This is a genomic window from Streptococcus sp. cx1 (genome assembly GCF_052384325.1).
In the GTDB taxonomy this organism is placed as follows: domain Bacteria; phylum Bacillota; class Bacilli; order Lactobacillales; family Streptococcaceae; genus Streptococcus; species Streptococcus salivarius_G.
This window is the reverse complement of the sequence record NZ_JBQSUN010000001.1, coordinates 395,531-409,570: the sequence shown is the minus strand read 5'-3', so window position 1 is coordinate 409,570 and position 14,040 is coordinate 395,531. Positions and strand designations below refer to the sequence as shown.

Here is a 14,040-nt window from a genome sequence, read left to right as displayed (position 1 = left end):
CTACTCTTATTTACAAAATGCATTAAAAGGTCGGTTCGCCGACTTTTTTAATAGATCAACTCAAAAAACTATATCATGATTTTGAATTATGATAAAATAGTAACGACATCAATAAAGAAAGAGGTTTCTAATGGAAACTTACTACAAAGCCATTAACTGGAATGAAATCGAAGATGCGATTGATAAATCTACTTGGGAAAAATTGACCGAACAATTTTGGCTAGATACACGTATCCCACTTTCAAATGACCTTGATGACTGGCGTAAACTTTCAGCTGAAGAAAAGGATTTGGTTGGAAAAGTTTTCGGTGGTTTAACCTTGCTAGATACCATGCAATCTCAAACTGGTGTTGAAGCCATTCGTGCAGACGTCCGTACACCTCATGAAGAAGCTGTATTGAACAACATTCAGTTCATGGAATCTGTTCACGCCAAATCTTACTCTTCAATCTTCTCAACTTTGAATACTAAATCTGAAATTGAAGAAATTTTCGAGTGGACTAACAGTAACGAATACCTCCAAACCAAGGCGAAAATCATTAACGATATCTATGAAAATGGAACGCCTCTTCAGAAAAAGGTTGCTTCAACATATCTTGAAACATTCCTTTTCTATTCAGGGTTCTTCACTCCACTCTATTATCTTGGTAATAACAAGCTGGCTAATGTCGCTGAAATCATTAAGCTCATTATCCGTGACGAATCTGTTCACGGAACCTATATTGGCTATAAATTCCAACTAGGGTTCAACGAATTGCCTGAAGAAGAGCAAGAAAGTTTCCGTGAATGGATGTATGATCTCCTCTACCAATTATATGAAAATGAAGAGCTCTACACTAAATCTCTTTATGATGGTGTTGGATGGACTGAGGAAGTTATGACTTTCCTTCGTTACAACGCCAACAAGGCTCTCATGAACCTGGGACAAGATCCACTCTTCCCAGATAGTGCGAACGATGTTAACCCAATCGTTATGAATGGTATTTCTACAGGAACATCTAACCACGACTTCTTCTCTCAAGTTGGTAATGGTTACCTTCTAGGGACTGTTGAAGCCATGCAAGACGATGATTATAACTACGGACTATAAGAAAAAACTAGCTGAGCTAGTTTTTTTATTGTGTTCAATACTATATTAGAAAAACAAACAGAAAAAGAGTTCAAATTGAACTCTTTTTATTTTATTTTGCTTTTACTTCAAAACCTTCTGCGACACCTTCAGCAAAGTTTTCTTCAACAATGCTAGCACAGTGATCACAGATAGTCGCATTGTAGCTACGTTCTTTGGTAGTTGGATCGATACGACGGCAACGATCACATACATCACCTTCAGCACGTTCTACTGTGAATGCTACACCTTCAAAGCTTACAGCAGACTCAGGAGCATCTCCTTCAGCAATAGTCAATGCTGAAACAATCAAAAGTTGAGCAAGGTTAGTGTTCAAACCTTCAAGAAGTTCTTTGACTTCAGCATTAGGATAGATGGTCAAATGAGCTTCAAGCGATTTACCGATAACTTTTTCATTACGTGCTTCTTCCAAAGCTTTTTGAGCTTGGCTACGGAAATCCATGAAGGCATTCCATTTTTCAAGAAGTGCATCTTGACCAGCGAAATCTTCTGCTTCTGGCAACTCTGACAATTGAACATAGTCTTCTGTTTCAAATTCAAAATATGACCAAATTTCTTCTGCAGTATGAGGAAGGATTGGTGTCAATAGTTTTGTAATCTTGACAAGAATATCGTAGAAGACTGTTTGCATTTGACGACGTTCAAGTGATTCTGCACTCTCAATATAAACCACATCTTTGGCAAAATCAAGATAGAAAGCAGACAACTCAACGTTAATAAAGTTAACCAAGGCTTTGTAGATAGTCAAGAATTCAAAGTTTGCATAGGCATCACGAATAGTCTTAACCAATTGGTTAAATCGAATAGTCATGTACTGATCTACAGAACGCAAGTCTTCAAAGGCTACTGCATCAGTTGTTGGATTGAAGTCAGATGTATTGGCAATCAAGAAACGAAGTGTGTTACGAATCTTACGATAAGATTCTGATACTTGGCTAAGGATATCCATTGAGATACGAACGTCATTAGTTGTATCAACACTTGTTACCCAAAGACGAAGAATTTCAGCACCAAATTGTTTCTCAACATCACTAGGCGCAATAGTATTACCGAGGGATTTAGACATCTTTTCACCCTTACCATCAAGCGCAAAACCTTGAGACAAGAGTTGTTTATATGGTGCAACACCATTATTAGCAACAGATGTGATAAGTGATGAGTTAAACCATCCACGGTATTGGTCTGAACCTTCGAGATAGAGGTCAGCTGGATAAGTTAACTCAGGACGGTTAACAACGACACCATTCCATGATGAACCTGAGTCAAACCATACGTCCATAATGTCAGTTTCTTTAGTGAACTCTCCGTTTGGTGAACCTGGATGTGTAAAGCCTTCTGGAAGAAGATCTTTGGCATCACGTTCCCACCAGATAACTGAACCGTGCTCTTCGAAAAGTTTAGCCACATGTTCAATTGTTTCTTCGGTCATGATTGGTGTTTTATCTTCAGCATAGAAGATTGGGAGTGGCACACCCCAAGCACGCTGACGAGAGATTACCCAGTCACCACGGTCACGAATCATGTTGTAAAGACGAACTTTACCCCACTCAGAATGGAATTTAACTTTTTCAATCTCATCCAAAATCTCTTGACGGAATTTAGAAACAGAGGCAAACCATTGTGGCACAGCACGCCAGATGATTGGTTTCTTCGTACGCCAGTCAAATGGGTATGAGTGTGAGATTTCTTCTTTAGCAAGGAGCAAATCACCGAGTTTTTCCATAACGATTGGCGCCACTTTATCGTAGAACTGACCTTCAAAATCAGGACCAGCATTTTCCATCATGATACCACGCTCATTAACGGTTACGGCAACTTCAAGGCCATTAGCAATACCTACGTTATAGTCATCCTCACCAAAACCAGGAGCCGTATGGACGATACCTGTACCTGAATCAGTAGTAACGTGATCACCAAGGATAACAAGCTCATCAACTTCTGTATCCCATGGGTGTTCAGTGACGATTTGATTCAATTCTTCACCACGGTATGACTGAAGTACTTCCACATCTGTCCAGCCGAACTTCTCAGAAAGACTATTAAGTAATTCAGAAGCAACGACAAATTTGCGGTCTTCTCCGGCAGGTTTAACGAGAACATATTCAATATCTGCACCAACAGTCAAACCACGTGAAGCTGTTACTGTAAATGGTGTTGTTGTCCAAACTACGATATATGTATCTGTATCTAGTACTCCTTTACCATCCTTAACCTTATTGGCATAGTAAAGTGAGGTTGAAACTAAATCATGATACTCGATTTCGGCTTCAGCAAGTGCTGACTCTGATGACCATGACCAATAAACTGGTTTTGCACCTTGATAGATATAACCTTTTTTAGCCATCTCACCAAAGACACGGATTTGTGCAGCCTCATAGTCTGGTGTCAAAGTAACATATGGGTTATCCCAATCAGCCGAAACACCAAGACGTTTGAAATCTTCACGTTGTTTGTCAACTTGTGAAAGTGCATAATCACGACACATCTTAAGGTATTCAGCACGATCAAGTTCTTTACGTTTCACACCTTGTTTTGCCAACACCTGTTCAATTGGAAGACCATGCGTATCCCAACCAGGAACGTAAGGAGCATAGAAACCAGACATTGATTTTGAACGAACAATGATATCCTTAGAGATTTTATTCATCGCATGTCCAACGTGAATATTACCATTGGCATACGGAGGACCATCATGAAGAGTGAAGTGAGGTTTACCTTGGTTCAACTCTTGACGACGTTGATACATCTTAGCATCTTCCCACTCTTTTTGCCAGATTGGTTCTTTGTTAGGAAGTCCAGCTCGCATTGGAAAGGCTGTCTTACCTAGATTTAAGGTTTCTTTGAGTTTCATTATATCTCCTCTTTAAATTAATTTACTAAATAAAAAGAGCCTTCATCAAAAAGGACGAAAGCTCGTGGTACCACCTTAATTCAGAGCAAAAACATTTGCTCCCTCATATGTCCGTAAGGAGGACCATCCTTCTAACTTACTTAGTTCAGTTAGAATGCTTGAAAATGATAACTATCCAAATAGGGAATGTGGGACTCACACCATCTCCCACTCGCTGTTAATATACTTGGTAAGTTGTATTTTTCTTATTCGCTAATATTCAATTTAAACGTTTGTGTTTCGTTAAGATTAATTTCACCTGTTGACTCAGGTTGCAAATCAAAATCTTCATCTACTGGTGCTGAAGTTGGGAAATCTGCCACTTCACTCTCGAAAGTATCTGGAATACCAAAATCAACTGGAGTTGAGACAACTTCGTTTGTTTCATCAACTTCTGGACTAGAGAAATCTTCAACTTGCTTATTACTTTCAGCAACGCGACGTTGAAGTTCAGCCATTTCATCAGGAGTGAATTGACGAGTTGCATCAAATGAAGCTGCGTCATTTGAATCAGGTACATGCTCATCCAAAACTTTTTCAACAACTTCTTTAAAGGCAGCATCTGAATTTTGAAGATAAATAGCTGTTGGTTGCAACAATTCACCCCATTCTGGAGCACTTGCTAAGCTAAGTTGACCTTCAACTGCAGCCAATAGGCGTTGGTGGAAGACACGACTTTGACGTTTTAGTTCTTCCGTTTCGATGGCAACACGTTTGGCTTCATCTGTTGCATCACGAAGAATTTCAGATGCCTTAGATTTAGCTTCTTCAACCAAATGAGTAGCATTGAAGTTAGCCTTATTAATCAAGTTAGCTGATTCGTCAGCCGCTGAAGCTTTAACTTTTTCAGCTGTTTCTTGAGCCAAAATAACTGATTGACTCAATGATTCTTTCATTTCATCAAAATAAGCCAATTTTTCTTCAAGCTCTTTTACACGAGCAGCAAGTTCACGATTATCACGAACCAAATCTTCGTAATCATCTACAATAATATCAAGAAATTCATCAACTTCTTGCTCATTATATCCACGAAATTTAGTTGTAAACTGTTTATCTTTAATATCAAGTGCTGTAATAGCCATTACAGGCCTCCTTTATTTTTCATTACCATATCTGATGGTTTAAATTAAATAACTACTTTTTTCTCCGTCTTAACAGACTTTCAATAACGATTTTAGCTTTCCCGGACTTTGAAAATCCGTCTTGTTGAGCTAGTCGAAATCGACCATAACCTCTAACCGAAATCATATCACCAATCATAACCGTCTGATTAGCCTTCTCAATTTGTCTATAATTTAATTTAACTTTTCCAGAAGCAATAAGTTTTAAGGCGTTAGAACGGGATAGGTTTAGTACCGTCGCCAACACATTATCAAGACGCATACTGGAAAGTAAAACAAAAGATTGTGAATAATTTTCTTGATTTGAAATCCAATCGTCTTTACTTACTTCTTTTAGAGTAACCGAAACATTACCAATCTTAGTAATAGTCATTATCGCATAACTTGCTAAATGAGAAGCAATGGAAAATTGAACGCGTCCTTCTTCATCAAGAATAATATCTCCAAATACTTGACGGTCAAGACCAAGTTGATTAATCAGTGCTCCCAAAACTTTTGGGTGTGTCAATTTATTGAACTGTCTCGCATAAGAGATTTCTAGTCGTTTAATTTCAAAGTCATCGTCATCAAGCTCGTAATATTCGGGAGCAAGAATAACTCTTCCATACTCTTCAGATTCAAGAGTAGAACTCACAAAAAATTTTAAATTGTAGTAATGAGCTAACTCTTCAACAATCTGAATTTCACGAGGATTCAAGAAATCAGTTAAGTAAGGACTGTACCTATCATCAACTAATTGACAAAATCCCCTAACCTTCTCTAGAAAAGGACGTTCATCTAACGAGTAATGCTGTTCAATATTTTTAATATCTGACATCAGAGTAGAATAAATCTAAGAATTCTAAGTGAAAAGTTTAGTAGAAGTACAATTACCAATATTGAAAAATCAATACCAGCAAAAGCTAAATTCAGGCGACGAAATGGTTCGAGAATCGGTTGAACAATTTGTCTAATGACTCTTCCAAGACTAGTATCATAGGCTCCTGGGAACCATGATAAGAACGCATATACTACAAGAAGAATCTCTATCACGTTAACAACACGTGCCCAAATAACATAAAGTAATACAGACATCGCTTAACGTCTCTTCATGTCGAAGTCAAAATTAGCTTCTTGATTGCCATGTGCCAACCCAATCTCTTCGATGTCAACAACGACATTAATTGGCGTAAGCAAATACATTGAAGAGCCAACTTTTTGCAAGTTGCCTGTAAGTACCTTGCTAGCACCATCAATAAAGTCAAGACAACGACGAGCTTGCGCTTCCAACATATATTGAAAATCGATTAAAACACATTCGTTTTCAATCAATAGTTCTACAATTTCCTGAGCATCTTCATACTTTTTAGGATATTTAATTGCAATTGTTGTTTTAGTTGTATTCATTTGTTGTGGTCCCTGGTTTGCTTGTGAACGACTCAGAGGTAAACTACGAAGGACTTGAGTTTCCTGTAAGTCTGAATGAACATGTTGGCGACGAGGAGGGACTGTTGCCTGAGAACGCTCAGGTTGACGTTGCTGACGAGGAGGTGGTGTCTGCACAGGTTTCTGTGCTTTCACTGGACGTTCTTTAGCCTCTTCTTTAGCAGCATCTTCATAATCTGTTACTTCGTCGGTATCAAAATATGAAACAATTTTATCAATTGCGTCTTTTAATGCCATAAGGTTATTCTCCGTTCTCTTTAAAGAATGCACTGCCTATTCTGACAAAGGTTGATCCATTCTGAATAGCCATGTCATAGTCTCGACTCATCCCCATGCTTAACTGATCACAAGGAACATTCTTTAGTTTTTTCTCTTGAATTGATTGTCTAAGTTCATTTGTCTCAGCAAAAATCTTATCAAGTTCTTGAGCATCTGCATCAATTGGAGCCATAGTCATGAGTCCAACTATACAAATCTTATCAAGATTTTCAATTTGTTTTAGAACAGTATCAAGTTCTTCAGGTGAAAAACCATGTTTTGACTCTTCACCTGAAACGTTAACTTGTAGGAAGCAATTAATGGTGTGGTCGGCACGCTTTTGAATTTCCTCTGCCAATTTAACAGAATCCAAAGCATGAAAATAATCAACTAAATTAATAACATCCTTTACTTTACGACGTTGCAGGGTACCAATAAGGTGCCAAGTCAAATCATAATTTTTTAAAGCTTGATACTTATCTAAGAATTTATCAACGCGATTTTCAGCAATGTGCTTGATTCCCGTTTTAACTAATTCTTCAGCGACATCACTTGAAACATATTTGGTTACAGCAATAATATTGACATCATCACTAGAGCGATTAGCCTTATCACAAGCTTTTTTTACCGCTTGATAAACATTATTTTTATTCTCTTCTATAGTCATTATTAACGATTTTTAAAGAATGGTGGTGTCTCCAATTCATCATCATCTTCAACATCACTTGAGAATGTAGACATAGTCAATTGACTATCTAGTTGACCAGTTTCAGGACGAGAAATATTATCACGTCTCAAATCCCAATTACCAAAAGCTGACTGCTCTTGTTGAGGAGCTGCCGCTGCAGGACGAACTCCTGCTTGAGGCATTGAAGGTGTTTCATTATAGTCAAAATTTGGTTGACGTTCAAATGAAGGTTGAGAAACTGGACGTTGCTCTTCTTGAACAACTTGTTGAGCAGGAGCTGATGGTTGTGAAGGAGCTGTAGTCACTTTACGTGGCTGAGCTTTCATACCAGATACTTTTTCAGCACGATCTTGACGAACTCCAGTTGCAACAACAGTTACACGGATTTCATCTTTCAATGTATCATCGATTGATGTACCAAGCCAAATGTTAACACCGCTACCAGCTGCTTGACCAACAATTTCAGATGCTTCTTCTGCTTCTGTAAGCGTCATATCAAGACCACCAGTTACGTTAACGATAACATCTTCTGCACCATCAATAGTAGTTTCAAGAAGTGGTGAATAGATTGCTTTGCGCGCAGCTTCAACAATACGTTCTTCACCTGAACCAATACCAATACCCATAAGTGCATTACCTTTATTTGCCATAACTGTTTTCACATCGGCAAAGTCGAGGTTGATCAAACCTGGGTTAGTGATAAGGTCCGTAATACCTTGGACCCCTTGACGAAGAACATTATCTGCTTCACTAAGAGCTTCAAGAAGTGGTGTTTTCTTATCAACGATTTCAAGAAGGTTATTGTTAGAGATAATAAGAAGGGTATCAACTTGCTCACGCAACTCTTGAATACCTTCGACAGCGAAGGCACCACGTTTGTTACCTTCGAATCCAAATGGACGTGTCACAACTGCAACTGTCAATGCACCCAAGCTTTTCGCAATACGTGCAATAACTGGTGCTGCCCCTGTACCAGAGCCACCACCCATACCAGCAGTGATAAAGACCATATCAGCTCCTGTAAGTGCTTCTGTAAGTGTTTCTTCACTTTCTTCAGCTGCCTTACGACCAACTTCAGGTTGACCTCCGGCACCAAGGCCACGAGTCAATTTAGGACCCAATTGGATTACTGTTTCTGCTTTAGAAGAGCTGAGTGCTTGAATATCAGTATTAGCTGCAATAAATTCAACACCAGCAAGACCTTCTTCAATCATTCGGTTGATGGCGTTTCCGCCACCTCCACCGACACCGATAACTTTAATTACCGCACCTTGAACTGATGCGCTATCAAATGAAAAACTCATTTTATTTCCTCGCTTTTACTAGATTCAATTAATCAAACATACTGCCGAAAATACCACGAACACGATCACCAAGTTTTTGTTTTTGTTCATGATTTTCTTCTTCAACTGGCAGAGGTACCTCAATGGTATTCTCAACTGGAATAGGATTTGGTTGAGGAGCCACTCGAGGTGCTGGAGCTGGAGTTCTATCAAAACTCAAGGCAGGAGCCTCATTGTCGATTGGTTTACGACGAAGATACTCTTCACCAGACACAGCTTGTTGCGCGATGATATCAACTTCTGTAAGAAGACCAACATACTCAACAAGACTAATCACATTTGCAAACATTGGATTACGGATACCAACTTGATTTGGCACGTAAAGTTTAACATTTGTCTCAAAAATTTCTTGAGCAACTTCAACCACACCTGGCATGATAGCTGTTCCACCTACAAGGACAATGCCACCAGGCAAATCAAGTAGACGTCCTCGAGTCAAGTCTTGTTTAACTCTATCAAGGATATGCTTCACACGAGCTGAGATAATCTCAGCAAGGTATTTTTCTGTAATCTCAACTGGTGAATTCTCACCTACAACTTCTACTTGGACAGTTTCTGTTTCGCTTGCTTCTTCAATATCTGCATTACCAAAATTGAACTTAAGTGCTTCAGCAATCTGCATTGAAGTCTTCAAAACTTTTGAAATATCCTTAGTGATGTACTCGCCACCTTCAGAATAAATATTGGTAAATTGAAGTTCTTGAGCACGCATGCTCGCAACAGTTGTTTGACCGCCACCCATATCAATAACAGTAGCACCAAACTCACGTTCACCTTCATTTAGAACAGCACGTGTCATTGCAAGAGGAGAGATGATAATATTCTCTACTTGAATACCAGCACGTTCAACTGTCTTACGAAGGTTGTGAAGAATTGTTGTTGGACCTGTGTATATGAGACCTCTCATTTCAAGACGAATCCCCATCATTCCACGAGGATCACGAATTCCTTGGAAGCCATCAACAATAAACTCTTCAGGAACTAGTGAGATAACCTCACGCTCAGGTGTAATGCTCTTTGTCAAGGCTGAGCGAACAACACTTTCAACATCTTCATCTTTGATTTCTTTTGATTCACTTGTTACAGGAATCATACCTTGTGTAGGCTCAATTTGAAGAAGATTAGCTGGAAGCCCAACGTTCACTTGCTCAATAACAATCCCAGCTTTTTCTTCTGCTTGTTCAATAGCTGTTTTGATTGATTTCGCTGCAGCGTCAATGTCAACAATGATGCCATCTTTCACACCAGAACTCTTAACATTACTTACTCCGATGACATTCATTGATCCATCAATAAACTCAGCAACAAGAACCTTAATCGAGCTAGTTCCTATATCTAATCCTGTAAAAAAGCCATCTCTAGCCATTCACTCGACCTCTCAATCTTTCCATTCAATATCTTTGTAAACTGTATAAAAACAGAATTATTCGGATACTATTGTACCATAAAAAAACGTAAAATGTCAGCATTTTACGTTTTTTATTATTCAATATTAGCCTTGAGCAGGGGAAGTCCGATGAGTTGTTTCCTGACCAACTGGTGGATTTTCTTCTGTTTGAATACCTGAATTTTCAGAAATAGTTTCTTCTTCAGAATGCTGTTCCGTTGATGTTGTAGTATCTTGACCTTCTTCAGAAGTTGCATTTTCTTCTTTTTTATCAGTCTTATCTTTATCTTTCTTTTTATCCCCATCAGTTTTTGATGATTCAACTTCAGGAGTCGTTGTATAAAGTCCAACTTCCATATCTACAATACTTCCATCTGAAAGTTGACTCTTAATTTTCTCGTAGTAAGGAAGCTTAACTGTTAATTGAGAAAGTGGAACACGAATGGAATTGCCATCATACAGCTCAATCGTTAGTAAATCTGAAGTTGCTTTAGTAGGCGTAAGATTAATAATTTGAATATTATTCTTGATTTTTGTATCAAGTTTATTTAATTCTTTTACTAACTCTTCGATTTTCTTCTCGTCATCCATCTTTAAGGTGATGAATTTATCAGGTAGATTACTAGTTGAAACTGTTCCTCCTGTCTTACCACTTTGAAGAATAGAAACATAACCATTTGTAGTTTGACGATAAGCCACGATTGGGTATTCTTTTACTGCAATATTAAATTGATTTGGAAAACTATATGTAACTGTAGCCTTTTTAACCCAAACATTAGTTTTTTCAACAGTTGATGCAACCTTTCCTTGGTTGAAAAAGACATGAGTGATATAGTCTGTATCAAGAATACCACTTGCAACTTTCACATCTTCTGGTAAAGCATTTTTTGTTCCTGATACAGTGAGAACCTTTTGTTTTGACCAAGGTGAAATAAAGAAAAGTGAAAATACGATTAGGAGTGCAGCGATAAAAACAACTAGTCCTGCAAGATTTTGTTGTGCAATTGGAATATTACTAGTTGTATTACCTTTTTTTCGTTTCTTCCTTTTGGTCTTTTTTTTCTTTTTAACCTTCTTTTTCACTGGTGGCTGGCTCTCATTTGAAGTCGCTTCTTGTGAATGAACGACCTTTCCATTCGCAAATTCTTCAGAATCTTCGGTTTCTTTTTTTCTCAAAAATTCGAGATTTCTCTTCTGCCACTCTGTGAGAACTTGTTTTTCTTGTGATTCTTGATCCTTTTTTGCCATGAAATTCCTTTATTTTTTTGAAATACTAGTCACTAATAGGTTATAAAAATCATCAGGAGAAGTGATTTCCTCAGATTTAGCCATCGCTTCTTTGTAAGTCTCTGCATGTTCAACAAGTTGTTCAAGCTCATGATTCAAGGTTTCCCAACTTAATTCTGTTTCCTGTAATTGACGTGCGTAGCCTTTTCGTTCAAAATAGGCAGCATTTTCAAGTTGGTCTCCTCGGCTAGCTTCTTTCCCTAAAGGAATAATTAAATGAAGTTTTTTCATAGCCAACAATTCGAAAATCGTATTTGAGCCACCACGAGTTACAACTAAATCTGCCGTATCCATAAGAGGTTGGTACAAATCTGTCACATAATCAACTCTATAAAGATGACGTTCTAAGGTATTCAATGAAGAGTCCCCAGAAATATTAATGACATTATATTTTTCCGTCAGTTGTGGAGTATTACTAATAAAATCATTAAATACCTTTGCACCAGCTGAACCACCAATGAAAAGGACAGTTTTTAAGTTGTCATCAAACTGTTCTTTAATCTTATCAAGGGCACCAGACTGATTAGATGTCGCCATTCCTACCTTTGTAATAGCACCTACATGTTTTGTCTTTGCCAATCCTTTTGATTGTTCAAAAGTCGTAAACATAGTAGTCGCAAATTTATAGGCAATTTTATTGGCCAAGCCCATAGAAAGGTCAGACTCATGCACATATACAGGAACTCCTAATAATTTAGAAGCAATTACCGGTGGCACTGAGACAAATCCACCCTTTGAAAAGAGTGCTTGGGGGCGAATCTTGGCAATAATTGCAATAGACTGAAGAATCCCCCAACCAACTTTAAAGACATCCAACATATTTTGCCATGAGAAATAACGACGTAGTTTACCTGTAGCAATACTATGGAAAGTCACATCTAAGCCAGATTTATCAATCTGCTCATGTTCAATCCCGTGCTTGTCACCGATATAGTGCACTTCCCATCCATCTTTGAGAAATTTTGGAATTAAGATAAGATTTAAAGTCACATGTCCAACGGTTCCACCACCGGTAAAAACAATCTTTTTCGCTTTTGCCATAGACTATCCCTTCAATTGCTCAACAGTTGTGATAAATTCGTCACCACGCACTTCGAAATTCTTGTACATATCCCAACTTGCGTTTGCAGGGCTCAACAAGACAACATCTCCTGCACTTGCTTGATCAAAAGCAATACGTGTCGCATCTGCCACATCTTTGGCATCAAGATAAGTCACGCCCGCTTTATCAGCAGCACGTTTGACACGGGGAGCTGATTCTCCTAAAATCACCATTTTCTTAAGACCAGTAATGTCAGGAATGAGTTCATCAAATTCATTACCACGGTCCAAACCACCGGCAATCAAAATGACTTTGCTATTATCAAAACCAGAAAGTGCTTTTTGTGTCGCTAAAATGTTTGTTGACTTACTATCATTATAGAATTTCACTTCATCGATAGTGTCAACGAATTGGAGACGGTGCTTAACCCCACCAAAGCTTGCGAGAGTTTCCTTGATAGCTTGGTTTGAAATACCTGACAATTTTGCTACAGCTATAGTTGCCAAGGCATTTTCAACATTGTGACTACCAGGAACGCCAATCTCATCGGCTTGCATCACCAATTCACCTTTGAAGTAGAGACCACCATTTTCAAGATAGGCACCATCTACTTTTTCCACTGTTGAGAATGGAACTACTTGTGCTTTAGTTTGTGTAGCCAATTCCTTAGCTAAATCTTGATTGAAGTTCAAAACAACAAAATCATCCGCAGTCATCTGATTTTGAATATTCCATTTAGCAGCCACATATTCTTCAAAACTACCATGATAGTCAATATGTGTCGGCATCAAGTTAGTAATCACAGCAATATGTGGATGGAAGCTGTCAATCCCCATCAATTGGAAAGAAGACAATTCCATAACTAAGGTATCTTGAGCAGTAACTGACTGTGCAACTTCTGACGCAGGGAAACCGATATTTCCAGACAAGACACCCGATTTGCCACCATGGTTTAGGACATCAGCAATCATAGTTGTCGTTGTTGTCTTACCATTTGAGCCTGTAATACCGATAATAGGTGCTTCAGATACTAGGTAAGCCAATTCCACTTCAGTCCAAACAGGAATGCCTTTTTCAAGTGCACGAGCTACCATTGGATTGTCATAACGAATTCCAGGATTTTTCACCATTAATTCAAAATTTTCATCCAATAGTTCAAGAGGATGTCCGCCACAGACAACCTTAATCCCTTCTTCAAGAAGCGTCTGTGCTGATGGATTTTCCTCAAATGGTTTCCCATCATTTACTGTGACAATAGCACCCAACTTAGCCAATAGGCGGGCAGCTGCTTCACCAGATTTAGCCAAACCAAGGACCAAAACTTTTTTATTTTCAAATTGTGTTACTGATTTCATAATTCGTCCATTCTCTCAAATTGTATCATAATCATTTTACCCTTTATCCCAAGCTATTTCAAGGAGTTACCTCTTCTTGGCAAAAGAAAAAGCCAATCTATTCGATTGACTTTTA

12 protein-coding genes and 1 other annotated feature are annotated in these 14,040 nt (G+C 38.3%); of the genes, 1 reads left to right on the top strand and 11 read right to left on the bottom strand.

Features of this window, described 5'->3' with window-relative positions:
- Nucleotides 1-130: 130 nt before the first annotated feature.
- Nucleotides 131-1,090: a class 1b ribonucleoside-diphosphate reductase subunit beta gene (gene nrdF, locus ACT170_RS02000; RefSeq protein WP_014633295.1), complete on the top strand. Its 960-nt coding sequence runs from the start codon at nt 131-133 to the stop codon at nt 1,088-1,090.
- Between the two features lie 91 nt (nt 1,091-1,181).
- Here nrdF and ileS read toward each other — a convergent pair whose 3' ends face one another.
- From ileS to murD, 11 genes are all read right to left on the bottom strand, one after another.
- The gene (ileS, locus tag ACT170_RS01995; RefSeq protein WP_084914703.1) at nt 1,182-3,980 is read right to left on the bottom strand and encodes an isoleucine--tRNA ligase; all 2,799 of its coding nucleotides are present in this window, start codon (nt 3,978-3,980) and stop codon (nt 1,182-1,184) included.
- 47 nt (nt 3,981-4,027) lie between these two features.
- Nucleotides 4,028-4,239: a binding site (T-box leader), on the bottom strand.
- Nucleotides 4,226-5,101 carry a DivIVA domain-containing protein gene (locus ACT170_RS01990; RefSeq protein WP_002884119.1) on the bottom strand — a complete coding sequence of 292 codons (876 nt, stop codon included), beginning with the start codon at nt 5,099-5,101 and terminating at the stop codon, nt 4,226-4,228. (Overlaps the previous feature by 14 nt.)
- Nucleotides 5,102-5,153: 52 nt before the next feature.
- Nucleotides 5,154-5,957, bottom strand: a complete 804-nt coding sequence (locus ACT170_RS01985; protein ID WP_013990785.1) for a YlmH family RNA-binding protein — start codon at nt 5,955-5,957, stop codon at nt 5,154-5,156.
- A complete protein-coding gene (locus tag ACT170_RS01980) occupies nt 5,957-6,214 on the bottom strand; it encodes a YggT family protein (RefSeq protein WP_084914705.1) in 258 nt (85 codons plus the stop codon). Before ACT170_RS01980 ends, ACT170_RS01985 begins: the two co-directional genes overlap by 1 nt.
- A 3-nt stretch (nt 6,215-6,217) precedes the next feature.
- Complete coding sequence (locus tag ACT170_RS01975; protein ID WP_038675734.1) at nt 6,218-6,802, bottom strand: cell division protein SepF; 585 nt, start codon at nt 6,800-6,802, stop codon at nt 6,218-6,220.
- A gap of 4 nt (nt 6,803-6,806) precedes the next feature.
- Entirely contained in the window at nt 6,807-7,490 is a 684-nt protein-coding gene (locus ACT170_RS01970) for a YggS family pyridoxal phosphate-dependent enzyme (RefSeq protein WP_048674456.1), read from the bottom strand.
- A gap of 2 nt (nt 7,491-7,492) precedes the next feature.
- Nucleotides 7,493-8,815 carry a cell division protein FtsZ gene (ftsZ, locus tag ACT170_RS01965; RefSeq protein WP_002884133.1) on the bottom strand — a complete coding sequence of 441 codons (1,323 nt, stop codon included), beginning with the start codon at nt 8,813-8,815 and terminating at the stop codon, nt 7,493-7,495.
- Nucleotides 8,816-8,843: 28 nt separating this feature from the next.
- Complete coding sequence (gene ftsA / locus ACT170_RS01960) at nt 8,844-10,220, bottom strand: cell division protein FtsA (protein ID WP_022496829.1); 1,377 nt, start codon at nt 10,218-10,220, stop codon at nt 8,844-8,846.
- Between the two features lie 126 nt (nt 10,221-10,346).
- A complete protein-coding gene (locus ACT170_RS01955) occupies nt 10,347-11,489 on the bottom strand; it encodes a cell division protein FtsQ/DivIB (RefSeq protein WP_038675731.1) in 1,143 nt (380 codons plus the stop codon).
- Between the two features lie 9 nt (nt 11,490-11,498).
- Nucleotides 11,499-12,569, bottom strand: a complete 1,071-nt coding sequence (locus ACT170_RS01950) for a UDP-N-acetylglucosamine--N-acetylmuramyl-(pentapeptide) pyrophosphoryl-undecaprenol N-acetylglucosamine transferase (RefSeq protein ID WP_002884072.1) — start codon at nt 12,567-12,569, stop codon at nt 11,499-11,501.
- A 3-nt stretch (nt 12,570-12,572) separates the two neighbouring features.
- Nucleotides 12,573-13,925 (bottom strand): UDP-N-acetylmuramoyl-L-alanine--D-glutamate ligase, encoded by a 1,353-nt coding sequence (gene murD / locus ACT170_RS01945; RefSeq protein WP_002884010.1) that lies wholly within the window; start codon nt 13,923-13,925, stop codon nt 12,573-12,575.
- Nucleotides 13,926-14,040 lie beyond the last annotated feature (115 nt).

What these genes read in the sequence shown, in the direction of transcription:
- ftsZ (WP_002884133.1), bottom strand. Translation starts at nt 8,815, where the DNA reads ATGAGTTTTTCATTTGATAGCGCATCAGTTCAAGGTGCGGTAATTAAA.
- ileS (WP_084914703.1), bottom strand. Translation starts at nt 3,980, where the DNA reads ATGAAACTCAAAGAAACCTTAAATCTAGGTAAGACAGCCTTTCCAATG.
- ACT170_RS01970 (WP_048674456.1), bottom strand. Translation starts at nt 7,490, where the DNA reads ATGACTATAGAAGAGAATAAAAATAATGTTTATCAAGCGGTAAAAAAA.
- ftsA (WP_022496829.1), bottom strand. Translation starts at nt 10,220, where the DNA reads ATGGCTAGAGATGGCTTTTTTACAGGATTAGATATAGGAACTAGCTCG.
- ACT170_RS01985 (WP_013990785.1), bottom strand. Translation starts at nt 5,957, where the DNA reads ATGTCAGATATTAAAAATATTGAACAGCATTACTCGTTAGATGAACGT.
- murD (WP_002884010.1), bottom strand. Translation starts at nt 13,925, where the DNA reads ATGAAATCAGTAACACAATTTGAAAATAAAAAAGTTTTGGTCCTTGGT.
- ACT170_RS01955 (WP_038675731.1), bottom strand. Translation starts at nt 11,489, where the DNA reads ATGGCAAAAAAGGATCAAGAATCACAAGAAAAACAAGTTCTCACAGAG.
- nrdF (WP_014633295.1), top strand. Translation starts at nt 131, where the DNA reads ATGGAAACTTACTACAAAGCCATTAACTGGAATGAAATCGAAGATGCG.
- ACT170_RS01975 (WP_038675734.1), bottom strand. Translation starts at nt 6,802, where the DNA reads ATGGCATTAAAAGACGCAATTGATAAAATTGTTTCATATTTTGATACC.
- ACT170_RS01950 (WP_002884072.1), bottom strand. Translation starts at nt 12,569, where the DNA reads ATGGCAAAAGCGAAAAAGATTGTTTTTACCGGTGGTGGAACCGTTGGA.
- ACT170_RS01980 (WP_084914705.1), bottom strand. Translation starts at nt 6,214, where the DNA reads ATGTCTGTATTACTTTATGTTATTTGGGCACGTGTTGTTAACGTGATA.
- ACT170_RS01990 (WP_002884119.1), bottom strand. Translation starts at nt 5,101, where the DNA reads ATGGCTATTACAGCACTTGATATTAAAGATAAACAGTTTACAACTAAA.